At 34.7% G+C, this 25,151-nt stretch carries 22 protein-coding genes; 13 read left to right on the top strand and 9 right to left on the bottom strand.

The window, feature by feature from the left end; all coding sequences use genetic code 11:
* Window positions 1–199: 199 nt before the first annotated feature.
* The 8 genes from BW724_RS22550 to dnaA form a co-directional block, all read right to left on the bottom strand.
* Entirely contained in the window at window positions 200–1,285 is a 1,086-nt protein-coding gene (locus BW724_RS22550; RefSeq protein WP_088077396.1) for an HD-GYP domain-containing protein, read from the bottom strand.
* Window positions 1,286–1,726: 441 nt separating this feature from the next.
* Window positions 1,727–4,318 (bottom strand): DNA gyrase subunit A, encoded by a 2,592-nt coding sequence (gene gyrA / locus BW724_RS22545; protein WP_088077394.1) that lies wholly within the window; start codon window positions 4,316–4,318, stop codon window positions 1,727–1,729.
* 46 nt (window positions 4,319–4,364) lie between these two features.
* A complete protein-coding gene (gene gyrB, locus BW724_RS22540) occupies window positions 4,365–6,278 on the bottom strand; it encodes a DNA topoisomerase (ATP-hydrolyzing) subunit B (protein WP_176371536.1) in 1,914 nt (637 codons plus the stop codon).
* Window positions 6,279–6,378: 100 nt separating this feature from the next.
* Entirely contained in the window at window positions 6,379–6,642 is a 264-nt protein-coding gene (remB, locus tag BW724_RS22535; protein ID WP_088077390.1) for an extracellular matrix regulator RemB, read from the bottom strand.
* An 11-nt stretch (window positions 6,643–6,653) separates the two neighbouring features.
* Complete coding sequence (gene recF, locus BW724_RS22530) at window positions 6,654–7,775, bottom strand: DNA replication/repair protein RecF (protein ID WP_088077388.1); 1,122 nt, start codon at window positions 7,773–7,775, stop codon at window positions 6,654–6,656.
* A 2-nt stretch (window positions 7,776–7,777) separates the two neighbouring features.
* A complete protein-coding gene (gene yaaA, locus BW724_RS22525) occupies window positions 7,778–7,996 on the bottom strand; it encodes a S4 domain-containing protein YaaA (protein ID WP_088077386.1) in 219 nt (72 codons plus the stop codon).
* A gap of 228 nt (window positions 7,997–8,224) precedes the next feature.
* Window positions 8,225–9,367, bottom strand: a complete 1,143-nt coding sequence (dnaN, locus tag BW724_RS22520; RefSeq protein WP_088077385.1) for a DNA polymerase III subunit beta — start codon at window positions 9,365–9,367, stop codon at window positions 8,225–8,227.
* Window positions 9,368–9,586: 219 nt separating this feature from the next.
* A complete protein-coding gene (gene dnaA, locus BW724_RS22515) occupies window positions 9,587–10,945 on the bottom strand; it encodes a chromosomal replication initiator protein DnaA (protein ID WP_088077383.1) in 1,359 nt (452 codons plus the stop codon).
* A 985-nt stretch (window positions 10,946–11,930) separates the two neighbouring features.
* On the opposite strand from dnaA, the gene rpmH reads away from it, so the two are divergent.
* From rpmH to BW724_RS22455, 12 genes are all read left to right on the top strand, one after another.
* Complete coding sequence (rpmH, locus tag BW724_RS22510) at window positions 11,931–12,068, top strand: 50S ribosomal protein L34 (RefSeq protein WP_088077381.1); 138 nt, start codon at window positions 11,931–11,933, stop codon at window positions 12,066–12,068.
* A gap of 237 nt (window positions 12,069–12,305) precedes the next feature.
* Window positions 12,306–12,644 carry a ribonuclease P protein component gene (gene rnpA, locus BW724_RS22505; protein ID WP_088077379.1) on the top strand — a complete coding sequence of 113 codons (339 nt, stop codon included), beginning with the start codon at window positions 12,306–12,308 and terminating at the stop codon, window positions 12,642–12,644.
* 19 nt (window positions 12,645–12,663) lie between these two features.
* Window positions 12,664–12,885, top strand: coding sequence for a membrane protein insertion efficiency factor YidD (gene yidD, locus BW724_RS22500; RefSeq protein ID WP_088077377.1), 222 nt, complete (start codon window positions 12,664–12,666; stop codon window positions 12,883–12,885).
* Between the two features lie 72 nt (window positions 12,886–12,957).
* Entirely contained in the window at window positions 12,958–13,776 is an 819-nt protein-coding gene (gene spoIIIJ, locus BW724_RS22495) for a YidC family membrane integrase SpoIIIJ (protein WP_268876167.1), read from the top strand.
* Window positions 13,773–14,390: an RNA-binding cell elongation regulator Jag/EloR gene (gene jag / locus BW724_RS22490; RefSeq protein WP_088077375.1), complete on the top strand. Its 618-nt coding sequence runs from the start codon at window positions 13,773–13,775 to the stop codon at window positions 14,388–14,390. The genes spoIIIJ and jag overlap by 4 nt, the downstream gene beginning before the upstream one ends.
* Window positions 14,391–14,858: 468 nt before the next feature.
* The gene (gene mnmE / locus BW724_RS22485; RefSeq protein ID WP_088077373.1) at window positions 14,859–16,235 is read left to right on the top strand and encodes a tRNA uridine-5-carboxymethylaminomethyl(34) synthesis GTPase MnmE; all 1,377 of its coding nucleotides are present in this window, start codon (window positions 14,859–14,861) and stop codon (window positions 16,233–16,235) included.
* Between the two features lie 34 nt (window positions 16,236–16,269).
* Complete coding sequence (mnmG, locus tag BW724_RS22480; protein ID WP_088077371.1) at window positions 16,270–18,150, top strand: tRNA uridine-5-carboxymethylaminomethyl(34) synthesis enzyme MnmG; 1,881 nt, start codon at window positions 16,270–16,272, stop codon at window positions 18,148–18,150.
* A gap of 53 nt (window positions 18,151–18,203) precedes the next feature.
* The gene (gene rsmG, locus BW724_RS22475; RefSeq protein WP_088077370.1) at window positions 18,204–18,920 is read left to right on the top strand and encodes a 16S rRNA (guanine(527)-N(7))-methyltransferase RsmG; all 717 of its coding nucleotides are present in this window, start codon (window positions 18,204–18,206) and stop codon (window positions 18,918–18,920) included.
* A 610-nt stretch (window positions 18,921–19,530) separates the two neighbouring features.
* Entirely contained in the window at window positions 19,531–20,421 is an 891-nt protein-coding gene (gene noc, locus BW724_RS22470) for a nucleoid occlusion protein (RefSeq protein WP_088077368.1), read from the top strand.
* Between the two features lie 294 nt (window positions 20,422–20,715).
* Window positions 20,716–21,477 carry a ParA family protein gene (locus BW724_RS22465; protein WP_088077366.1) on the top strand — a complete coding sequence of 254 codons (762 nt, stop codon included), beginning with the start codon at window positions 20,716–20,718 and terminating at the stop codon, window positions 21,475–21,477.
* Window positions 21,470–22,321 carry a ParB/RepB/Spo0J family partition protein gene (locus BW724_RS22460; RefSeq protein ID WP_088077364.1) on the top strand — a complete coding sequence of 284 codons (852 nt, stop codon included), beginning with the start codon at window positions 21,470–21,472 and terminating at the stop codon, window positions 22,319–22,321. The genes BW724_RS22465 and BW724_RS22460 overlap by 8 nt, the downstream gene beginning before the upstream one ends.
* 205 nt (window positions 22,322–22,526) lie before the next feature.
* A complete protein-coding gene (locus tag BW724_RS22455; protein ID WP_088077362.1) occupies window positions 22,527–23,234 on the top strand; it encodes a DUF554 domain-containing protein in 708 nt (235 codons plus the stop codon).
* Between the two features lie 161 nt (window positions 23,235–23,395).
* On the opposite strand, the gene yyaC is transcribed toward BW724_RS22455, so the two are convergent.
* A complete protein-coding gene (gene yyaC / locus BW724_RS22450; RefSeq protein WP_088077360.1) occupies window positions 23,396–24,010 on the bottom strand; it encodes a spore protease YyaC in 615 nt (204 codons plus the stop codon).
* A 90-nt stretch (window positions 24,011–24,100) separates the two neighbouring features.
* Between yyaC and BW724_RS22445 the strand changes: the two genes are divergently transcribed.
* Entirely contained in the window at window positions 24,101–25,120 is a 1,020-nt protein-coding gene (locus BW724_RS22445; RefSeq protein ID WP_088077358.1) for a YkvI family membrane protein, read from the top strand.
* Window positions 25,121–25,151 lie beyond the last annotated feature (31 nt).

Genomic DNA, 25,151 nt, shown 5'->3' with positions numbered 1-25,151 from the left:
ACCAAATATTCTAGTTGAATGTCAATAACTTTTTTAAAAAAAGTTTTAAAAGTTATTTTACAGATATTTAATAAAACATGTTTTCGTAATCGCTTGTTTTAGCGACAATAAATAATATACCACAGATCAATTCTATTTTGCAATAGTATTTTAAAACTTTATATATATAATTATTTAAAAAGTTTATGCTTGTCCATTCTTATACGATACTATCTATATAAAACTCTGGATGACTCTTTAATGATAATAGGTTCTCATCCTCCAATTTCACCATTGGTCTTAGTGGTTCTATTTCTTCTACAAAGATAATTTCCCCAATAGCACCATTATTTAAACGTACTTTTTTACCTATAGATAAATCCACAACCATATTTAAAAATTTGTTTAATATCACATGATCAATTTTACCGAAGTGACTCTTAAGTAAATCTTCCATTACTTTGTATGGTGATTTCTTCTTACAATATAATCTCTCAGAAATCATAGCATGGTAAATGTCACAAATTGCAATTATTTTCGCATACGTGTGGATTTTGTCACCTTTTAATTTTATTGGGTACCCACTACCATCTTCACGTTCATGGTGTTGTAAAACCCCTAATAGGGCAGCTTTCGAAAACCCAGGAATATTCTCTAACATTCTATAACCTTGTAATGGGTGTTTTTTTACTTCTTTATATTGTTCTACAGAAAGTGGACTAGGTTTTTCAAACACATTAAACGGAACTTTAGCCATACCACAATCAGCTAATAAAGCAGAAAGACCTAATTGAATAATCTCTCCATTCTTTAGATTAAGTTTCTTTCCTAACATAAAACTATAAACACTTACTGCCACAGAATGAAAATAAATATAATCTGCTTTTGTTCCAAGAGTATGAAGTTGCATCAGTTCCTTTTTAGTAGGTGTATGCTTATATAATGGGAGGAATATACTTCTAATCGTGTAAGCTTCTACTTTACTACCACCTTGCCATTGCTTAAATAACCTTTTATATTGTTTCACACTAGTTAAATATTGATCTATAAAAGTACTTCGTTCTGGTCTGTAATTTGTTTGTGTAATTAGATGCTCGTTATCTGACTTAACCTCTTTCGGTTTAAATAAAGAACCATTTTCAAGAGTAGCTTCCACATTAACTGAAGGTATCATAAATATATGTAACACGTCTAAGATCTCTTTTGTAACAACTGTATTTTTACGTATTAATGGAGAATTGGTTGATTTATATATATCGTCTTTTATAATGCACCCTGGTATTAGATGATAGGTATTTACCATCATAGTAAGCCACAACCTTTCATTTATGTAAAACTATTGGATAGAAAAGTATAATAAGTAGTATAAAAATAAATTAACCTCTATTAATATCGGACATTTGAAAAAAGTATTAATTCATAATAGTCTTTTTGTATTATATTTTACACAGCATATCTACCTACCATCATGGGGAATAGAAAAATATACCTATTTAACATTAGTACATATGCATTAGTTACATAGAAAACATACTGCAGCTCAAACAAAAAACATCAGAATAAAGAGAAAGTTAAGACTCTGTTTAGCTTTAATAAATTCATTATCTATATTTCATTGCCCGCGGGAAGCAAGTATCCTGCCTGCATCAAATTCAATAAAATAAATCTATTTTCACGGTAACCTTTTAAAAAACCAGGATTGCATGAAAGATTGCAACCCTGGCTTTAATATATATTATCTTATTAACTATTCATCTGTAGTTGAAGAATCATCTTCATCTAATTTTTCTACATCATTATCAGGTTCAACGTGATCGGATTCATCATTTTCTAAAACTGGTTGATCTCCCTCCACATTGGTTACATCATCTAATTCTGTAGTTTCGTCTTCTGAAACATTCAGTTCTTCTTCATCATCATCTATATTGACTCTTGCCACGGTGGATACATGCTCATCTTCCGCTACACGGATAAGTCTTACCCCTTGTGTATTACGTCCTGTTTGAGAGATTTCTTGAACATGCATTCTAATAATAACCCCAGAAGTTGTGATGATCATTAAATCGTGCTCTTCAGAAACTACTTTCAAGGAAACTAAGTCACCATTTTTATCGGTGATATTACATGTTTTAATTCCTTTTCCTCCTCGAGTCTGAACACGGTAATCTTCAATAGGCGTACGCTTACCAAAGCCTTTGTCCGTTACAATCAAGACATCTTGTCCTTCTTCAATAACATCCATTCCAACTACTTGGTCTTCTTCTTGGAGAGTTACACCTTTAACACCAGCTGCCGTTCTTCCCATAATTCGTACGTCTGTCTCCTCAAATCGTATGGACATACCTTTTCTTGTTCCAACGATAATCTCTTTTTCACCATCTGTAAGACGCACACCATGAAGTTCATCATCTTCACGTAAATTAATGGCAAATAGGCCACCTCTTCTAATATTTCCAAATGCCGGAAGATTGGTACGTTTAACCACGCCATATTTAGTCATGAAGAATACATATTTACCTTCATCAAAGGATTCTACTGGAATAACTGTACTTACATATTCGTCTTTATCAATTTGCAGTAAATTGATAATTGGAATACCTTTTGCAGTACGGCTTAAAGCAGGAATTTCATATCCTTTAAGTCGATATACTTTCCCTTTATTAGTGAAGAATAGAAGATGATGATGAGAATTTGTAATAAATAGATGTCTTACAAAGTCATCATCGTGGGTTCCCATTCCTTGTACACCACGACCTCCACGTTTTTGACTACGATAAGTCGATAATGGAATTCGTTTAATATAGCCGTTATGGGACAAGGTAATAACCACATTTTGACGTGGAATAAGATCTTCATCCTCTAAACTATCTTCACCGACAGAAATCGTTGTTCTTCGCTCATCATTAAATCTATCACGAATCTCAATTAATTCTTCTCTGATGATTTCAAGAACCTTTTCTTCATCAGCTAGAATCGCTTTTAACTCAGCAATCTTGGCTATTAATTCTTGATATTCTTCTTCAATTTTATCTCTTTCTAATCCTGTTAACCTTTGTAAACGCATATCGAGAATTGCTTGAGCTTGATCATGACTCAGATTAAACTGTTCAATCAAACCGTTCCTAGCAATCTCCGTTGTTTGTGAACCACGGATTAATGCAATAATTTCATCGATATGGTCTAATGCGATTCGCAAACCTTCTAGAATATGGGCTCTTGCTTCAGCCTTTTTCAATTCAAATGCAGTTCTACGGCGAATTACTACTTTTTGATGCTCTAAATAGTGATATAAAACTTCTTTTAAGTTTAGAACCTTAGGATGTCCATTTACTAAGGCTAACATATTAATCCCAAAACTTGTCTGCAAAGCAGTCTGTTTGTAGAGATTGTTTAGTAAAACATTAGCATTTACATCTCGACGTAATTCAATAACGATCCGCATTCCGTTACGGTCAGACTCGTCACGTAAATCCGTAATACCATCTATCTTCTTATCACGAACTAACTCTGCTATTTTTTCAATTAATCTTGCCTTATTGACCTGATATGGAATCTCATTCACGATAATCCAAGGCTTACCGTTATGATCTTCTATTTCAGCTTTAGCACGAATAGTGATAGAGCCTTTCCCAGTTTCATATGCTCTTCTAATTCCTGAAATTCCGACAATCTCCGCTGCTGTTGGGAAGTCAGGACCAGGTATATATTCCATTAGTTCAGCAATTGTTAAGTCTGGGTTTTTACTTAACTCTAGAACACCTTCAATTACTTCTCCAAGATGGTGAGGTGGAATATTCGTAGCCATTCCAACTGCAATCCCAGATGTTCCATTAACTAATAGGTTAGGAAATCGAGCCGGAAGTACAACTGGTTCTGATTCAGAACCGTCATAGTTTTCTTGGTAGTCAATCGTGTCTTTATTAATATCACGAACTAATTCCATTGAAATTTTTGACATTTTCGCTTCCGTATAACGCATCGCAGCAGCCGAGTCTCCATCAACGGAACCAAAGTTTCCATGCCCATTTACTAGCATATAACGATAGCTGAAATCCTGTGCCATACGAACCATTGTTTCATACACAGCTGAATCACCATGGGGGTGATATTTACCAATTACTTCACCAACGATACGAGCAGACTTTTTATATGCTTTGTCTGCTGTAATACCTAGTTCATTCATGGCAAATAATATTCTTCTGTGTACTGGTTTTAATCCATCACGGACATCAGGTAATGCACGGCTGACAATTACACTCATGGCGTAATCCATAAACGATGTTTTCATTTCCTGACTTATATTAATTTCTTTCACTTTTGATTGATCGTGCTCAGACATTCTGTGTACCTCCGTTCACAATTTCCAAACCAAAACACTTATCTATTTATATATCTAGATTTTTAACATATTGGGCGTTTTCTTGGATAAAGTCACGACGTGGTTCAACCTTATCACCCATTAATGTTTCAAACGTTTCATCAGCAATCATGGCATCTTCTAACGTTACCTGTAACAAAGTTCTCGTCCCTGGGTCCATCGTTGTTTCCCAAAGCTGCGTTGGGTTCATCTCTCCCAATCCTTTATATCGCTGTACACCTGGCTTTGGATTTTGAGAAAGCTCACTCATGATGCGATCCATCTCTTTGTCATTATAAGCATAGTGTATTGTCTTACCTTGTTGTACTTTATATAAAGGTGGCTGTGCGATATAGACATATCCTTCTTCAATGAGTGGGCGCATATAACGATAAAAGAAGGTTAATAATAAAGTTCTAATATGTGCACCGTCTACGTCTGCATCAGTCATGATAATAGATTTATGGTATCTTGCTTTACTTATATCAAAATCTCCACCAATCCCTGTTCCTAATGCAGTAATGATAGCCCTTATTTCATTGTTAGATAAAATTTTATCTAACCTAGATTTCTCAACATTTATAATTTTTCCTCGTAATGGTAGAATCGCTTGGAAATGGCGGTCACGTCCTTGTTTTGCTGACCCACCGGCTGAATCACCCTCAACGATATACAACTCACTAATAGATGCATCTTTGGTAGAACAGTCAGCAAGTTTACCAGGTAATGAACTCACTTCAAGTGCAGATTTACGTCTTGTAAGTTCTCGCGCCTTTTTCGCAGCATCCCTTGCTCTTGATGCCATAATTCCTTTTTCTACTATTTTTCTCGCAACATTAGGGTTTTCTGCCATATATTTGGCCATATGTTCAGAAAACAATGAATCTGTAATCGTTCTTGCTTCACTATTTCCTAACTTCGTTTTCGTCTGACCCTCAAACTGTGGATCAGGGATCTTAACGGAAATAATAGCAGTTAGCCCTTCACGGACATCATCACCAATTAAGTTTGGATCCGACTCTTTAAAAAGACTGTTTTTACGAGCATAGTCATTAATAACCCTTGTTAAAGCTGTTTTAAAACCAGATTCGTGTGTTCCACCTTCGTGGGTGTTAATATTGTTCGCAAATGAATATATGGCGCTTGCAAAGCCATCATTATACTGCATCGCTACTTCTACAGATAATCCTTCACGCTCACTCTCAATAAATACAGGTGGTTCATGTAAAGGCTCTTTTGTACGGTTTAAATGCTCTACGAATGAGGAAATACCGCCCTCATAATAGTACTCTGCACTTTTTCCGTCTGGGCGCTTATCTGCAATAAAGATACGTAGTCCTCGATTTAAGAAAGCTAACTCTCGTAGACGATTTGCTAGAATATCATACTCAAATACGGTCGTTTCAGTAAAGATCTCTCCGTCAGGCTTAAATTTGATAATTGTTCCTTGTTTCTCTGTTTCTCCAACTACTTTTAAGTCTTGAACAGGGACGCCTCTTTCAAATTTAATGTTATGAATTTTCCCATCTAGATGAACGTTAACTTCTAGATGTGTAGACAGTGCGTTAACTACGGAAGCACCCACACCATGGAGTCCTCCAGAAACCTTATAACCACCGCCACCAAATTTACCGCCTGCGTGTAAAACTGTCATAATAACTTCCACAGCTGGACGTCCCATTTTTTCATGAATACCAACTGGAATACCTCGTCCGTTATCTTCAACAGTGATGCTATTGTCTTCTTCAATAGTGACTTTGATCGTATCACAATAGCCACCCATTGCCTCATCAATACTGTTATCAACAATTTCCCAAACTAAATGGTGTAACCCTCTTGAACTAGTGGACCCAATATACATACCAGGTCGCTTTCGTACTGCTTCTAATCCTTCTAAAACCTGTATTTGACTTTCATCGTAAGAATGCTGTTCGATTGTCAATTTCTTCACCTACGCTTTTCGTTGATAAATAAATGTATCTATCTAATGCAAATCACTAAATTAAATTAGTCTATAAATATATTTCAAGGATTTTTAGTCACTAATTATAATCCTCTTCTTCTAGTACTGTAACTGTTTCTGATCTTCGTTTTAATGTGTGTGACGATATAGGAGATAAATAAATATTTTCATCAGTAACAACAACTGATTTTGGTGTATCTTCCGTTATTGAGATCGTATTATTACCTCTTTTTTGTTCAATGAGAAAAGATTGATTATCTTGTGATCCATTGGATTGAAAATCTAATATCGCAATGATCTTGTTTGATCTAATTACAATATCTCCACCAAGATGAATAAACATTTAACGCCACCTCACCTTTTCACTTCGATACTGCCATTTCTGACAATGTACATCTGTGCTTCTTGTAAAGTTTGATGATGTATTCCTTCAACACTAGTAGTAGTTACAAAAGTCTGTACTTTTCCTTGAATTGTATTTAGTAAATGAGATTGTCGGTAGTCATCCAATTCTGATAAGACGTCATCTAATAATAGAATTGGATATTCCCCAACCTTCTCATGGATTAGTTCTATTTCAGCTAACTTTAAGGATAATGCAGTCGTTCTTTGCTGGCCTTGTGAGCCATAAGTTTGAATATCACGATCATTAACGAGAAATTGAAGATCATCTCGGTGTGGTCCTACGATTGTTGTTCCTCTGATCAGTTCTTTTTCTCTTAATCGATGAAAATCTTCCTCTATCTTTACTCTCATTGTCGACAAATCCATGTCTTCTGATACGTTAATTGATGGAATATACTTAATACTTAAAACCTCACTACCACGACTAATTTCATTGTGAATAGGTTTTGCCCATTTCTCTAGTTTTCTAATAAAAGAAAATCTTTTTTCTATCACTGAAACTGCTGATGTAATGAGTTGGTCTGTAATCACGTCCAACATCGTATTATCTGGTTTTTGTTTACGCTGCTGGACATCCTTTAACCACTGATTTCGTTGCTTTAAAACTTTATGATATTGCGATAAGTGGTATAAATATACAGGATGTATTTGCCCCATTTCCATATCTAAAAACCGACGTCTTACTTGTGGACTTCCTTTAACTAGATTGAGGTCTTCTGGGGCGAACATTACGATATTGCATGTACCAATATAATCACTTAACCGCTTCTTTTCGATTCTATTTATTCTTACTTTCTTGCCTTTATTAGAAAACACCACTTCCATCTGGAGTGGTCCATTACGGTTATGAAGGTTACCTTCTATTTTTGCAAACGGCTGATCCCAGCGAATTAACTCCTTATCCCTAGGTGTTCGATGAGATTTAGCCATAGCTAAAACATAAACAGCCTCCATGAGATTAGTTTTTCCCTGAGCATTTTCTCCAATGATCACATTAACCTTGTTTTCAAATGTTAAATCCAATTGGTCATAGTTCCGATAGTCTTTTAAGGTAATTTGATTAATATACAAGTCTATCCCTCTTCAATAAACACAGTTCCAAAGTCTTCGATATCAATTCTGTCTCCTGGGTAAAGTTTTTTACCGCGACGGTTTTCTTCTGTCTCATTTATCAAGACTGGATTTTCTTGTAAAAACCACTTTGCAGCTCCACCTGTACCTATAAGACCAACTTCCTTTAAAACTTGGCCTAATGTGATGTATTCTTCTTTAATTCGCAGCGTTTGTTCCAAAATAGGTCACCATCTTTCTAATCAATCTGTCTATACAGATAAGACATTTCTTAACAGAACGCAAAAAACCCTAATATATATTGTACTAAAATAATCGAAAGAACGCCAATTCATATTTTAAAACGTGAAAAAGAGAAAGCTACCGAGCGATCGGCAGCTATTAAAAATCATTTTTTTGTTTTAATCATGATGTTTGAAGAAAAAATCCATAAGTAATAAATATTTTAACTAGTATGTTCTTACAGGTGAGAAAAGATGAAGCATATTATCATGTTCCGTTGGTTTCATGACAAAAGGACTCATGGCACCAGTGAAATCAATTGTTACTTCTGTAGAATCAATTACTTTCAAAGCATCAATAATGTTTTTACCGTTAAAAGAAATGCGTAATTCTTCACCAGTGTAATTAATCGTATCTAATTCCTCAGTAACCTTACCAACCTCTGGTGTTACAGAAGTAATTTCCATTTCTCCACTTTCCATAGCTTTTAAGTTTACAACATTATTTTTCCCATCTCTTGATAGAAGTAGGGCACGTTCGATTGCTTGAGTAAGCTTTTTAGTATCTAAAGTAACACTAGTTTTGGAATGAGTGGGTATCATATTTTTTGTAGCTGGATAGTTCCCGTCTAATAGTCTTGAGAAAAATAGAATGTTTTTCCCCTTAAATAAAATTTGATTATCTGTAACGATAATTTCAACCCATTCGTCTTTTTCATCTAAAATTTTATTTAATTCATTAAGACTTTTACCAGGGATTACTACATTTGAAAATTCTAACTCACCAGAATTAGTTTCTACTTTAGCATGTCGCATCGCCAAACGATGACTGTCCGTTGCTGTACATGCTAATAAACCATCTTCAAGCGTCCAATGGACTCCAGTTAAAATCGGCCTTGTCTCTACAGTAGAAACTGCAAATACAGTTTGACGAATTATATTTTTTAATAAATCTGTAGGAACTTTAAAGATATTATTTTCTTCAATTTCAGGAAGCCTTGGATATTCTTCTGGATCTAAACCGTTTAAATTAAACTCCGAAGAACCAGATTTTAAAGTAGTTAAATAGTTATCAGATACAGTTATTTCAATTGTATTTTCAGGAAGCTTCTTAACGATATCAGCAAAAAATCTAGCTTGTAATACAATACTTCCTTCTTCTATGATTTCAACTAATTGTAATTCTTCATCTTCTTTAGGAATAAAAGCCTCAATTGAAATATCTGAATCACTACCAGTTAATGTAACACCTTCATCAGAGGCAACTATTTTAATACCTGTTAAAGCAGGAATCGTCGTTCTAGGTGATATTGCTTTTGAAACATGTTGAACACTTTGGACGAAATGATCACGATGGATTGTAAACTTCATTTTCCTTCCTCACTTTCTATGCCTATATTTTGCATTAAAAAAAATCTAAGTTTTAAAGAATATTATTATTTTTATTTAATAAATTTATAGAAGTAATAGTAATAAGGGCTGTTAACATGTTGATAAGTGCAAAAATTGAATGTCTAGCATAGTTTTCCACATGTGGAAAAAGTGTTGGTAACTACGTAACAGTTATGCACATTGTTAACAAGCGTAAAGTTATGATTTCAATTGCTCTTTGATTTCTTGAATTTGTCGTTGAAGCTCCATATCCGATGTAAACAATCTAGAAATTTTCTCATGAGCATGAATGACTGTCGTATGATCCCGACCACCAAACTCATTTCCTATTTTAGGTAGTGAATTATCAGTTAGTTCGCGGGATAAGTACATAGCAATCTGCCTAGGGTAAGCCACGGTCTTTGTCCGCTTTTTCGCTTTTAATTCATCAACTCTAATATTGAAAGCTTCTGCAACCGTTTTTTGAATATCTGGAATTGTAATCACTTTAGGTTTGGAATTAGGAATAATATCTTTAAGAGCCACTGCTGCTAAATCTGCATTCATATCCTGGTTTATTAGCGAAGAGTACGCAACAACCCGAATAAGTGCTCCTTCTAATTCACGTATATTAGTGTCTATTTGATTAGCAATATATAGCATAACTTCATTCGGTATATCTAGGTTTTCTGCTTTAGCTTTTTTACGTAAAATTGCGATTCGCGTCTCTAAATCTGGTGGAGTAATATCTGTAATTAATCCCCATTCAAAACGTGAACGAAGCCTGTCCTCTAAGGTTGGAATTTCCTTTGGGGGACGGTCACTAGAAATAACGATTTGTTTACGTTCCTCATGTAATGCATTAAACGTATGGAAAAATTCTTCTTGTGTTTGTTCTTTTCCAGCAAGGAACTGAATATCGTCTATTAATAAGACATCAACATTACGGTATTTATTTCTAAAATTAACGGCTTTATTATCCCTAATAGAATTTATAAATTCATTTGTGAATTTTTCAGACGACAAATAAACTACTTTAGCACTTGGATTATGATCAATAACATAATGGCCAATAGCATGCATTAAGTGAGTCTTACCAAGACCGACGCCCCCATATATAAATAAAGGATTGTAAGCTTTAGCTGGCGCTTCAGCAACTGCAAGGGAAGCAGCATGTGCAAAACGGTTTCCACTACCTATAACGAAGGTATCAAAAGTGTATTTAGGATTTAACATACTTTTTGGTGTATCGCCGTTTGATTGGACAGTTTGTTTGATTGGTGGTTTGACTTTATCAAGTAATTCAAGATCGTCATTTTTTTCTTCTTTTGGTAAAACAAATCTTGCTTCTAGTTCAGCACCAGTTAATTCATTTAACGTTTCTGTGATGATTGCAAAATATCTATTTTCCAACCAATCCCTAGCAAATTCATTAGGTGCGATGACAGTAATTGTATTAGTGCTTTGGTCAATGGAGTCAGCTTTCGTAAATTTAAACCAAGTATCAAAGCTAGGCTTACTAACTTTACCTTGAATTAATTTTAGTACCTGATCCCATAGATCATTTAGGTTTTCCAAAACCCTTTCCCTCCTTTATCAAGGAATTGTTCCATAACAGATAAACGAATTTCTAAAACAAAATCCGTTTTGTATAAGTATTGTACAAGTGCTTTGTATATGGGTGAATATATATTCTACTCGATAATTGTGGAAAAATATATAATAAAGAAGAAAAATAATCATAAACATTTTCCACAGCTCTGTGGAAAAGCTTGTCCATATAGTGAGAATAACTATCCACATAGTTACTAACAGTTGTGGATAGTTTCTATTGTAACACAAGTTTTCCACTAGAAAAAACAAGAATATGATATCAAATAAAAACAGTGTTAGCAACGTTTAGGACAAGTTATCCACAAGATTCAACCTGTTGTGTTTAAATGTTTTCCACAACACAAGATACTGTGTATAATATGTCGAAATGTCTGTTAACATGTGAAAAAATTGTTGAAAGTTGTCCACAAAATGAGGAAGCGATAATAAAAAATTATTTTTGTATGTTTTGTAAATACTATTTAGTAGCTGGAGATGAGTTCAGATCGACATGAGAATTTAAGTTTCCAGCTTACTTAAATTAAAGACGAGACGTTGATTCGATTACGAAAATTTTGAAGTATGACAAACGAAGAAGAATCGTGCATGATTTAATTGAAGAAAACAAATGAAGGAAATATGTAAAGAATTATTTGTTCTGGAGAAGGGTAATGATTATAATACGCTTAATTAAATGATGTTATTCATATAGTATGGCCACAGATACAACGCAGCAAGGAGAGATACTGGATACTTCTCGAGGAGTTCAGCTACCTACGAAAAGGGAGTACAATTACCGTAAAGTTGTTTCCGTATCCAGGGGAGCAATATGAATGTAAATATAATGAGAGGTTAAATTTGAATAGACAGGAAAAACTTGTTTATATCAGAGAAAACCTTGACATTGGATTACGACTTTCATATAATTTACAAGACTGTCGTTAGATATTTCCCGCAGGAGGTGTTATAAATGGGTAAACCAACATTTAATCCAAATAATCGTAAACGTAAAAAAAATCACGGTTTCCGTGCTAGAATGAGTACTAAAAATGGTAGAAGAGTTTTAGCAAATCGTCGACGTAAAGGCAGAAAAGTATTATCTGCTTAATTTAACCACTGACTTTTCAGTGGTTTTTTTTTCGTGATAATAGAGCTATTACTTTTTTAACTTTATATACTATATAATATTTGTTCCTACTGATTTATTTAGTATTTTTTTAGGCTATACTCGTAATGATTTATGTAATTTTACTTGATTGCATAAAATGATGGAGATATAGTGGATTATTCTTTATAATGATACTTGGATTCATTAGAATCATTGATATGTTTACGGGGTGTAGTGATGAAGAAAGAAAACCGGTTGAAAAAAAATGAAGAATTTCAAGTTGTTTTTCAACGGGGATCATCTGTTGCTAATCGACAATTTGTTGTATATAAATTAAAAAAGACTGATCAAAAAAACATTCGTATAGGTCTATCAGTAAGTAAAAAACTAGGAAATGCTGTTATAAGAAACCGAATCAAACGATTATTGAGAGAAGGTTTACGTGAACTTATCCCTAGTTTGAATGGATCATATGACGTTGTACTTATAGCAAGAAAGCCAGTGACAGAAATGGACATGCTTAGCATAAATAAATCACTGAAACATGTTTTCAAGCTAGGAAAACTTTTAAAATAATGCTTGAGGTGGTGAGGAAATGAAAAGGCTTTTATTAGGAGCAATTCGTTTCTATCAAAATTATATCTCACGTTATACTCCACCACGATGTCGATTTTATCCGAGCTGCTCACACTATGGATATGAAGCAATTCAAAGATTTGGTGCATTTAAAGGTTTTTTCTTAACTTTTATTCGAATCTTGAAATGTCATCCTTTTCATCCAGGAGGGCATGATCCAGTTCCAGAGCGTAAAGAGTAAAAAATAGTTTTTTCGGTCATTCAATGAATGACGTTTATCATATAAATATATTTGTATTTAGGAGGGCCGCGTGTGTCAGTAAAAAGAAAAATAGGATTAGTTATTTTACTTATAGGTTTAATGTTAATAATGACAGGCTGTTTTAACGTCAATGAGCCAATTACTGAAGGAAGAGAAGGGATCTGGGATTCCTACTTTGTATATCCATTATCTTGGCTAATGACGACGATTGCTGAAACATTTAATAACAGTTATGGTATTGCGATCATTATTGTTACAATTTTACTAAGAATCTTGATTCTACCATTAATGATCAAACAGACTAAAAGTACGAAGGCAATGCAAGCATTACAACCAGAAATGAAAAAGCTACAGGAAAAATACAGTGCTAAAGATCAGCAAACGCAACAAAAACTACAGCAAGAGACAATGGCACTTTTCCAAAAACATAATGTAAATCCTTTAGCAGGGTGTTTACCAATTTTTGTACAAATGCCAATTCTAATTGCGTTATATCATGCTATCATTAGAACACCATATATCAATCCTGGAATTGATCCAGAAGCTTATGGTCATTTTGATCCGCAAATGTTCTTATGGTTTGAATTAGGTGCAGCAGATCCATATTACTTATTACCATTAATTGCTGGTGCAACAACATTTATTCAGCAAAAAATGATGATGGTACAGGATAACCCACAAATGCGCATGTTGATGTATATTATGCCGATAATGATCATGGCTTTTGCAGCATTCTTCCCAGCAGCTATGGCACTTTATTGGGTAATTGGTAACTTGTTTATGATCGTTCAAACATACTTTATTACAGGGCCAAATGTGGGGAAAGATAAAGACCCACAGCCTAGTACAGGGGGAGCGAAGGGCAAGTGAGAAAAGTGACTGTATCAGGAAAAACGGTGGATGAAGCCATTGAGTTAGGATTATCGAAGCTTGGTACCGAAAAAGACAACGTGACTATTTCAGTGCTGGAAGAGCCACAAAAAGGTTTTCTAGGGTTACTTGGTGGTAAACCTGCAGTAGTAGAAGTGACGCTAAAACCAGATCCAGTGAAAGAAGCTATCTTATTTTTAAGGGATACCATTGATAAAATGGGGATCTCAGCCAGCGTAGATAAAGAAGAGAAAAAAGATGGAGTTTTCCTAAATATTACTGGGGTCGATATTGGCGTTTTAATTGGAAAACGAGGACAAACACTTGACTCTTTACAATATTTAGTAAATCTCGTTGCAAACCGTCAATCTAGTAATTATGTTCGGATCTATCTTGATGCAGAAGGGTATAGAGAGAGAAGAAAAGAAGCGTTAGAAACCCTTGCTGCCCGTTTATCTAGTAAAGCTATTCGAACAAAAAGAGAAGTTCGTTTAGAGCCAATGAATGCTCATGAACGTAAAATTATTCATACTGCTTTGCAGAATGTAAAGGGCGTTAAGACTTATTCCGATGGTGAGGAACCAAATCGCCGTATTATCGTAGCTCCTAAATAATTCATACAGTCACCTATGAAAGCTAGCATACATTATATTAAGAGCTTGATCTTCAAATTTGAAAGTGTATCGAGGGTAATTTATCCTTGGTACACTTTTTTTGTATCTAAAAGGGGCTAGTTGGCTTCTCCAAGGAACGGGAATTTTACCCTAGCTCAACTAACTGCATTCATATAAATCTAGGATGCTTGACATAAGAGCGGAAAATAAATATCCACAATCAATGTTTAACAACCCTTTATATAAGTTATCCACATGGGGATATTATTAGAGAACATTTTTGTTTTAGATTGGGGAATTTCATTAAAAAGTTATCAACATGTGATAAATTGATTGAGATAGAGTATAAATGCCAATATTGTATGAAGAAGGAATTCTTTGTAATCAGAGGGCTTTATGATATTCTATAATGATGGAGAGTTATTAATAATTTTTGTCAATTTTTATAATGTAATAGAGGTGTAGAAGATGGAAATGGATACAATCGCGGCCATATCCACTCCAATGGGTGAGGGAGCAATTGCCATCATTAGGGTGAGTGGTGAAGATGCAATTCAAATAGGTGATAACATATATAAAGGTAAGAAGAAGCTAACAGAGGTAGAGAGTCATACTATTAACTATGGTCACATCATAGATCCAATGTCTGGAGATATTATTGAGGAAGTGATGGTTTCTGTATTGCTAGCACCAAGAACCTTTACAAAGGAAAATATGATTGAAATAAATTGTCATGGTGGATTAGTTTCCGTTAATAAAATTTTGCAGCTTGTATTGGGACAGGGAGCAAGATTAGCTGAGCCAGGAGAATTTACAAAACGTGCTTTCTTAAATGGAAGAATTGATTTATCCCAGGCAGAAGGTGTAATGGATTTAATACGTGCCAAAACGGATAAGGCAATGAATGTAGCAATGTCACAAATTGAAGGAAAGCTCTCTATTCGTATTCAAAAGTTACGACAGGAGCTATTGGAAACTGTAGCTCACGTTGAAGTGAATATAGATTATCCTGAATATGATGCGGAAGAAATGACATTGGGAATTCTTAAGGAAAAAGCAGAAATAGTAAATAAAGGAATAGATAAGCTTTTAGCAACTGCACAACAAGGGAAAATATTACGTGAAGGGTTGTCTACAGTCATTATTGGAAGACCTAATGTCGGGAAATCATCCTTATTAAACAGTTTAGTTCATGATAATAAAGCAATCGTAACTGATATTCCTGGAACGACAAGAGATGTTATTGAAGAGTATGTTAATGTCCGAGGAGTTCCACTCCGATTATTAGATACAGCAGGTATTCGAGAAACAGAGGATATTGTTGAAAAACTAGGAGTAGAGAGATCAAGAAAAGTTGTTTTAGATTCAGAGTTAGTTCTGCTAGTCTTAAATAATAATGAGGAGTTAACTTCTGCAGACGAAGAATTATTCCAAATTAGTGATGGACGTGATCGAATTATCATCATTAATAAAACAGATTTACCACAAAAGATCAATCTTAATCTTGTAAAAGAATTAGCAATAGATCAACCTATAGTAACTACATCTCTTTTAAAGGATGAAGGGGTTGATGAGCTTGAAGAAGCTATTAAGCAATTGTTCTTTGGTGGAGGATTGGAATCAGAGGACTTAACATATGTCTCTAATTCTCGACATATTTCTCTACTAAATCAGGCTAAAACTGCAGTCAATGATGCACTTGGGGCCATTGAAGTGGGAATGCCTGTTGATGTCATTCAAATAGATATTACAAAAGCGTGGGAACTATTAGGAGAAGTAATTGGAGATAGCGTCCATGAAAGCTTAATTGATCAATTGTTTTCACAATTTTGTTTAGGAAAATAACCGAAACTAGCTTCATTAAAGGAGGAGAGGTAATTTGAGTTATCAAGGAGGAGAATTTGATGTCATAGTCATTGGTGCAGGACACGCAGGTGTTGAAGCTGGTCTAGCTTCTGCACGAATGGGTGCAAAGACGTTAATGCTGACATTAAATCTAGATGCTATTGCATATATGCCGTGTAACCCTTCAGTAGGGGGACCAGCAAAGGGAATCGTTGTTAGGGAAATTGATGCCCTTGGTGGAGAAATGGCCAAAAATATTGATAAGACACACATTCAAATGAGAATGCTTAATACAGGTAAAGGCCCCGCCGTTCGTGCGCTGCGTGCTCAAGCAGACAAGTTTTTATATCAGCATGAAATGAAAAAAACAATAGAAGAAACGGAAAATCTATTGTTACGACAAGGAATGGTGGAGGGTTTAGTTGTTGAAGGTGATACTGTAACAGGGGTAGTCACTCAAACGGGCACTGAATATAAAGCGAAAGCAGTAATCATCACAACGGGAACATACTTAAGAGGAAAAATTATACTTGGTGATTTAGCTTATGAGAGTGGACCAAATAATCAACAACCATCTGTAAACCTGTCCTACAATTTAAAGGATCTTGGATTTGAAATGGTTCGTTTTAAAACAGGGACACCTCCAAGGGTAAATAGCCAAACGATCGATTATTCAAAAACGGAAATACAACCAGGTGACGACGTTCCCCGTGCTTTTTCTTATGAAACAACGAAGTATATTACAGATCAGCTTCCATGCTGGTTGACTTATACAAATGATGAGACACATGAAATTATTAATAGTAACCTTGATCGCGCACCAATGTATTCAGGTATTATTGAAGGAACAGGTCCTCGTTACTGTCCTTCTATTGAAGATAAAGTGGTTAGATTTAATGATAAACCTAGACACCAGATCTTTTTAGAGCCAGAGGGACGCAATACACAAGAAGTATATGTTCAAGGGTTATCTACGAGTATGCCAGAAGATGTTCAACACCGAATTTTAAGCACAATACCTGGCTTGGAAAATGTAAGAATGATGCGTGCTGGCTATGCCATTGAGTACGATTCTATCGTTCCGACACAGTTGTGGCCTTCTCTTGAAACGAAAAAAATTAGTGGGCTTTTCACTGCTGGTCAAATAAATGGTACAAGTGGCTATGAAGAAGCTGCAGGCCAAGGATTAATTGCTGGAATTAATGCTGCAAGGAAGGTTCAAAACAAAGAACCTGTGATTCTTGATCGTTCGGAAGCATATATAGGCGTCTTAATTGACGATTTAGTTACAAAAGGGACAAATGAGCCTTATCGTTTACTCACGTCTAGAGCAGAATATCGTTTACTTTTACGACATGATAATGCTGATTTAAGACTTACAGATATTGGATATGACATAAATTTAATATCTGAAGAACGATATAAAAAGTATTTAGAGAAGAAAGAAGCTATAGATACTGAAATTAATCGTTTAAAAAATACAATGATTAAACCTTCAGAAGCTAAAGAGTTATTTGAAGAAATTGGCTCACCATTAAAAGAGGCTGCAACTGCAACTTTGCTTTTAAAAAGGCCTGAAATTAAATATGAGCATATTGAAAAAATAGCTCCTCCAGAAACAAATTTAGACAGTGATGTAACCGAGCAGGTTGAAATCCATGTTAAGTATGAAGGCTATATCTCAAAACAACTGGATCAAGTTCAAAAAATGAAAAAAATGGAGAACAAAAAACTTCCTGAAGATCTGGATTACATGGCTATTAATGGGTTAGCAATGGAGGCAAAACAAAAGCTTGCAGAAGTAAGGCCACTTTCTGTTGCACAAGCATCAAGGGTTTCAGGTGTAAATCCTGCTGACGTATCTGTTTTACTTGTTTATTTAGAGCAAGGAAAATTGAAAAAAATAAATTCTTAATGCTCTTTTAGTTGAATAACTTGATAGATCAATTAATTTTTGAGGGTGGTACTATGAATCAAGATCAGTTCCGCGAGGCACTATTAACTAAAGGATTTACATTAACTGATGAACAAATGAACCAATTCGAGAAGTACTATGAATTACTGGTTGATTGGAACGAAAGAATGAATTTAACGTCCATCACGGATAAAGAAGAAGTTTATCTAAAGCATTTTTATGATTCTATCTCAGTTGCTTTTTATCATGATTTTAACAAGGAGTTTAAGCTAGTAGATGTAGGTGCAGGAGCGGGATTTCCTAGTATCCCTTTAAAAATTTGTTTTCCTGAATTACATGTGACGATCGTTGACTCATTAAATAAACGTATTTCATTCTTGAATGCTTTAGCGGCAGAATTAAATTTATCAAACGTTTCTTTTTATCATGAAAGGGCAGAAAACTTTGGTTTATTGAAAGAGCATCGTGAAAAATATGATATTGTATTAGCACGGGCAGTCGCACGTTTACCAGTACTATTAGAATTGTGCTTACCACTAACAAAAGTAGGTGGCCGATTCATTGCTATGAAAGCTGCTGGTGCACAAGAAGAACTAAAAGATTCAAATAAAGCATTGAACCTTCTTGGTGGGGTGATATCTTCCGATTCTTCATTCAAATTACCAGGTGAAGAAAGTGAACGTGCAATAATTGAAATTGCTAAAGAGAAACCTACACCAAAAAAATATCCAAGAAAAGCAGGAACGCCAAATAAACAACCATTAGTTTAAGAATATAAGGCAATGTTTCACGTGAAACATTGCTGTTTTTTATTTGGTTTTTAAAAGAAAATGTTGATATTTAAGAATTTCAATATTTTATCTGAAGCTTTGAGAATAGGTGATGATATGCCAACCACTTGCTCGTTTTCCGCGGGCAAACGGTGAGTCTCCTCGAACTCCATTCTATTTTCGCTCTGCGGGGTCTCACCATAACTACTTTTATCCGCAGGAGTTTCGCAGGTACCTGTCGTTCCCTCTACTTGCTAACGCTCTGTTGCGTATCCTTCGAGACAATTCTAATCATTTTCGGTATAAACACACGTTCCTGATGGACAGCGAATTCAATTAAATAATGTCTATTTTCAAGGTAGCCTTTTATTTACGCAATAAAAAGAGAATTTTATAGTAAAATATATAATATGGATATATCAATGGTAGAAAGTATCAAAAAGATTAACAGATTCACTATTTATAGTTATAATATTAATAGAGTAGATCTTGAGAAGAAAATCAGCAGTAATTGTATTTTTCTCAGAGAATGATAGAATAAAAGAGGAATTTTCTATTTTCTCTAGAAGAAATAAAAAAGGCAGTTTTTTTAAGGGTGGTGGGTGAGGCCATGAAACAACCATTTACTAGATTATTTGGTTTTAATGAAAAAAATGAAGAAACAAATGAAGTTACAACTGAAAAGGAACAATTATCTAATGACGATTTAGTTGTGGATGAGGAAAAAGAGGAAGTTATTAAAATTCCTGTAAATGAAATCGTACCCAACCGGTATCAACCTAGAACGATATTTCAAGATGATAAAATTGAAGAATTAGCACAAACGATCAAAACGCATGGAATTATCCAGCCGATCGTTGTTAGAAATCGCGATGGGAATTATGAGATCATCGCGGGAGAAAGGCGCTGGCGAGCTGTTCAAACACTAGGGTGGGAGACAATTCCTGCCGTAATTAGAGAATTTAACGATTCTCAAACTGCTTCCATAGCCTTAATAGAGAACTTACAACGAGAAGGTTTAACAGCCATTGAAGAGGCTACTGCTTATGCAAAGCTGCTAGAAATTCATAATTTAACACAGGAGAGTTTAGCACAACGATTAGGTAAAGGACAGTCTACAATAGCTAATAAATTGAGATTGCTACATTTACCAGAGTCTGTGAAGGAAGCCCTTCTTAAGCGTGAAATAACGGAGCGACATGCTAGGGCGCTTATTAAGCTTAAAGAAGCAGATATACAAGAAAAAGTGCTAAATAGAATTCTTAATGATGATTTAAACGTAAAACAAACAGAGGAAATTGTGAAGAGGTTGACAGAAAAAGAGGAGAAGCCAGCAAAGCAGAAACCGATTCGAAAAGGCTTTTCAAGGGACATGCGGTTAGCTATGAATACGATCCGTAAGTCTGTGGATATGGTGACACAAACTGGCATGAATTTAGATACATCTGAAGAAGAACATGAAGATTATTATCAATTTACAATTAAAATACCGAAAAAATAGCACATAATCTTTATTTTTAATATGCTGCATTCGCCTAAAAGTAGGCGAGTGCTTTATTTTTGTTTAGTTTTGAATGAGCTTTTTATGTTGAGTAGGTAATAATAGGATATTTTTAAAAAATTATTCACATTTTTAAATTATTTTTAGTTCTGATTTGACATCATATATCAAATTTCATGATAAAATGAAATACAGAGCAAATTAAATTAGTAGATTCCTTTTTATAGTTTGCTATACTTGTATCAGACTATGTAATAGATAATTTTAGTTATTGTTAGTGAGGTAGGTGAAAAGATGGGAAGAGTCATAGCAATCGCAAACCAAAAAGGCGGTGTTGGTAAAACAACTACTGCAGTAAATTTAAGTGCTTGTCTCGCCCATGTGGGTAAGAAAACACTGATTATTGATATTGACCCTCAAGGGAATACAACAAGTGGGGTTGGTATTGATAAAGGAGATGTAGATGAGTGTATATATAATGTTCTTGTAGAGGATCAAAAAGCAGCGAATGTTGTTGTTTCCACTAATGTTGAGAATTTATATATTTTACCGTCTACTATTCAGTTAGCTGGTGCAGAAATTGAACTTGTTCCTACTATTTCTAGAGAAGTTCGTTTGAAACGTGCAATAGAGCAAATTAAAGATGATTATGATTATATTATTATTGATTGCCCACCTTCTTTAGGATTACTAACTATCAATTCCTTAACTGCATCAAATTCAGTTTTGATTCCAGTTCAATGTGAATATTATGCCTTAGAAGGACTAAGCCAACTCTTAAATACAGTAAGATTAGTACAAAAACACCTGAATAATGAATTAGAAATAGAAGGTGTATTACTAACAATGCTAGATGCCAGAACAAACTTAGGTATTCAAGTAATTGAAGAAGTAAAGAAATACTTTAGGGAAAAAGTATTTCAAACGATTATCCCAAGAAATGTTCGTTTAGGAGAAGCACCTAGTCACGGAGAGCCAATCATTACATATGACCCAAAATCACGTGGGGCAGAGGTATATATTGATTTAGCGAAGGAAGTGATTAGTCATGGGTAAAGGTTTAGGAAAAGGTATTAATGTTTTTTTTCCAGGTGAATTGGAAGTAAAAGAAGAAAAAGTAATTGATATAAAACTCTCTGAGTTACGTCCCAACCCTTATCAACCAAGAAAAGTATTTGATCCAGAAGCAATAGAGGAACTGAAAACCTCCATTGAACAAAATGGTGTATTACAACCTATTATTGTTAGGAAAAGCATAAAGGGATATGAAATCGTAGTTGGTGAACGAAGGTTTAGAGCTTCTAAAGAAGCTAAACTACAGGCTATCCCAGCCGTTGTTCGAGAACTAACGGAAGATCAAATGATGGAAATAGCGCTCATTGAGAATCTTCAGCGAGAAGATTTAAATCCACTTGAGGAAGCGAAGGCTTATCAAAAACTGATGGAGCATCTTCAAGTTACGCAGGAAGAGTTAGCTCAAAAACTCGGAAAAAGCCGTCCACATATTGCTAACCATGTTCGTTTATTACAATTACCTCAACTAGTGCAAGATTTCATCGCTGAAGGAAAGCTTTCCATGGGGCATGGAAGGGCACTTTTAGGGTTAAAGAACAAAGAGAAAATGACTCCTGTCATTCAAAAGGTATTAAACGAAAAATTAAGCGTTCGTCAGTTAGAGGAATTGGTACAGCAACTAAATAAGAATGTTTCACGTGAAACAAAACAAAAAAAGCCTATATCGCCGTTCCTTCGTGAAAGTGAATCACGCTTAAAAGAATACTTTGGAACGAATGTTCATATTAAAAAAGGTCGAAAAAAGGGTAAAATTGAAATCGAATTTTTCTCAGAAACGGATCTTGAACGAATTTTAGTCTTATTAAATAAAGAAACAGAAGAATAATCAGAGTTGATGACCATCATTTGATGGTCTTTTTTCTAGAATAAATATAATTCTTCGAACTGATGCTAGCTCCAGGGCCTGCTCGGTACAGGGCACTTCGACATGACAACAGAAGTCCCAAAGCGTGACTTTTAGTTGTCATATCTCCACTGCCCTAAGCTCGTGAACAAAGGCGCTTACGCTTTTCAAATAAGGAGAGAGAGAAATGGTGTTGTTAGGAACAATTGTGAATGGTATAGCGATTATATTGGGGGCTTGGTTAGGAGTAAAACTAAAAAAGTTTTCAAGTGAAATGAAAGATACTGTAATGAAAGCCATAGGCCTTGCTGTAATTGTACTGGGTTTTAATATGGCACTACAAGGAGAACAATTTTTATTTGTTATCTTTAGTCTCGCACTTGGTGGTGTTTTAGGTGAAAGGTGGAATATAGAGGGGAAACTAAATGAAGTAGGGCAATGGCTAGAAAAAAAGATGAAAAAAAAGACTGATGGCCAGTTAGCTGAAGGGTTTGTGGCAGCTACTTTGTTATTCGTAGTAGGTGCCATGGCAATTATAGGCGCAATTGATAGCGGGTTGAGACAAGACCATACAGTTTTGTTTACAAAATCTGTCCTAGATGGATTTTCTTCTATCGTTTTTGCAGCAACTTTAGGGATTGGTGTCATGTTTTCAGCGTTTCCAGTCTTAATATATCAAGGTGCAATAGCTTTATCAGCTACATTAATAGTAAGATGGATTCCTCAGGAGCATATTGATTTATTTATTAGTGAAGTAACTGCTGTAGGTGGAATTATGATTATCGCTATTGGTTTAAATATCATTGGAATACCTAAAATACGAGTGGCTAATTTGTTACCAGCTATATTAATAACTGCCTTATTTGTCGTTGGTAAAGTAATGTTCTTTAATTAAAAGGAAGTGTAGTGGTATTCTTCGTTGTTTATTTTTTCAAGTACGTACTATTTGTCTATATACATTCAAATAAAGCAATTAATGAAGAAACTAGATTATCCTCTGTTAATAGGTATAATCTAGTTTTTTTACATAGAGGGATATTTACAAACACAAAATTACTATATTGTTTTCTCACGTTGAAGTGATGCAAGAAGCCAGTTAGGCTGTGTTTCTCTCCAACGATTACATCTTGCAATAGATCTTGAGATTATTTCAGCCATATCCATGACTAAAGATAATCTTGTATTTTGTAATACCATCATTTCCATAAAGCCATTAACATTTACAATACCAGTAATATGAATGTTTCCCACTTCCGGTAGTTGCTTTTTAACAGCAGCTCCAGGGCGAACAGGACCGTTAGCCACGGTAATATAACCTACACTAGAGGAACGACCTAAACAAGCGTCAATACCAATAATAAATGGGTTATTATAAGTAGATTCAATCTTTTCCATCGTTTCCACTAGATTTTTTGCATGGACAGGATTATTTAATGTACCGTAAATAGGTATCATACATCTCCGCTCATTAAGTTTAGATCCAATCAGTGGACCTAGGCTGTCTCCAGTAGAACGATCTGTACCTATACATACTAAAACTATATCTCTCGAAGGGTCATCTGGTAAAAAAGAATAAATTTTTTTGGCAATTTCATTGGTTACAAGTGGTTGATTCATATGGAATCGAAATGAGTCATTTCTTTTTTGTTGAAAAAGTTGTCCAGAAAACATCATACAACCCTCATTTCTTAAATAATAGTAACAGTATACGGATTCTTTTTTAAATCTATACTTCAAAATAAGAAAAAGAGGGGAAAAACAATGATCATATCAGGGATTAAGTGGATGTTTCTAATAATAGGAACAATGATTGGGGCAGGTTATGCATCAGGGAGAGAGTTATGGCAATTTTTTGGGACAGAAAGTACTCTTGGAATAGTACTGTTCTCCATTCTATTTTTCATTTGTACAACTGTAATATTGAATATTAGTTATGAGAAGGAATCAGGACACTATATTCCAGTACTAAATGAGTTGATGGGGAAGAGGTTAACAAAACTATATGATGGGATGATAGTGTTATATTTGTTTTCTGTTACAGTGGTGATGATTGCTGGAGGTGGGGCTACTCTCCAAGTTTTACATATACCTTACTGGTATGGTGTGATCATCATATCCTCTTTACTAGTAGTGTTATTTATTTGGGGTATAAATGGTATGACATCAATGAATGCGTTTATTATTCCACTACTTATCATTTTTCTAGTAGGAACACTGACGGTTTTTCAATGGACAACAGGTTTCTCTTTTGAAATAGACTTAACGAGCCAAAGTAATTGGCCAGCAGCATTTACATTCACTGCTTTAAACATTCTTCCTCTTATTGCAGTACTTGGTGCTATCGGTGGGAAAATTAAAAGAAAAGGTGAAATATGGATTGCTAGTGGGGGAAGCGCGTTTATATTAGGAACTATTTCTCTCTTATATAATGAATCATTATTGAAGGTTTCAAATGAAGTGATGCTTTATGAGATTCCTTTGTTTGCAATTTTAAAGCATTATCCTTATTTTATGGTTTTAATCATGACAGGGTTATTGTGGGCAGCAATATATACTACAGCTGCATCTGGAATTTTAGGGCTATGTACAAGATTTTATGAGTATTTAAAAATGCCGTTTTGGTTACTTTCACTATTTTTAATTCTACTAATGGTACCATTAACGACATTTGGTTTTTCACAACTGATTTCCATTCTTTATCCAATCTATGGGATATTAAATCTATATGTTTTAGCGGCCATCATACTTCACCCAATCGTGAATAAGTTCCAGCTGGAGTAGGCTAGAATGTTACTGTACACAAGTAACGTAC

The organism is Litchfieldia alkalitelluris (genome assembly GCF_002153425.1).
GTDB lineage: Bacteria > Bacillota > Bacilli > Bacillales > Salisediminibacteriaceae > Evansella > Evansella alkalicola.
This window is presented reverse-complemented; position numbering and strand designations above follow the sequence as displayed.

Excerpts from the sequence above, each read along its gene's own strand:
- dnaN (WP_088077385.1), bottom strand. The coding sequence starts at position 9,367 with ATGAAGTTTACAATCCATCGTGATCATTTCGTCCAAAGTGTTCAACAT.
- yidD (WP_088077377.1), top strand. The coding sequence starts at position 12,664 with ATGAAAAGGCTTTTATTAGGAGCAATTCGTTTCTATCAAAATTATATC.
- BW724_RS22550 (WP_088077396.1), bottom strand. The coding sequence starts at position 1,285 with ATGATGGTAAATACCTATCATCTAATACCAGGGTGCATTATAAAAGAC.
- mnmE (WP_088077373.1), top strand. The coding sequence starts at position 14,859 with ATGGAAATGGATACAATCGCGGCCATATCCACTCCAATGGGTGAGGGA.
- rsmG (WP_088077370.1), top strand. The coding sequence starts at position 18,204 with ATGAATCAAGATCAGTTCCGCGAGGCACTATTAACTAAAGGATTTACA.
- BW724_RS22465 (WP_088077366.1), top strand. The coding sequence starts at position 20,716 with ATGGGAAGAGTCATAGCAATCGCAAACCAAAAAGGCGGTGTTGGTAAA.
- BW724_RS22455 (WP_088077362.1), top strand. The coding sequence starts at position 22,527 with ATGGTGTTGTTAGGAACAATTGTGAATGGTATAGCGATTATATTGGGG.
- gyrA (WP_088077394.1), bottom strand. The coding sequence starts at position 4,318 with ATGTCTGAGCACGATCAATCAAAAGTGAAAGAAATTAATATAAGTCAG.
- BW724_RS22445 (WP_088077358.1), top strand. The coding sequence starts at position 24,101 with ATGATCATATCAGGGATTAAGTGGATGTTTCTAATAATAGGAACAATG.
- remB (WP_088077390.1), bottom strand. The coding sequence starts at position 6,642 with ATGTTTATTCATCTTGGTGGAGATATTGTAATTAGATCAAACAAGATC.
- noc (WP_088077368.1), top strand. The coding sequence starts at position 19,531 with ATGAAACAACCATTTACTAGATTATTTGGTTTTAATGAAAAAAATGAA.
- rpmH (WP_088077381.1), top strand. The coding sequence starts at position 11,931 with ATGGGTAAACCAACATTTAATCCAAATAATCGTAAACGTAAAAAAAAT.
- BW724_RS22460 (WP_088077364.1), top strand. The coding sequence starts at position 21,470 with ATGGGTAAAGGTTTAGGAAAAGGTATTAATGTTTTTTTTCCAGGTGAA.
- yyaC (WP_088077360.1), bottom strand. The coding sequence starts at position 24,010 with ATGTTTTCTGGACAACTTTTTCAACAAAAAAGAAATGACTCATTTCGA.
- rnpA (WP_088077379.1), top strand. The coding sequence starts at position 12,306 with ATGAAGAAAGAAAACCGGTTGAAAAAAAATGAAGAATTTCAAGTTGTT.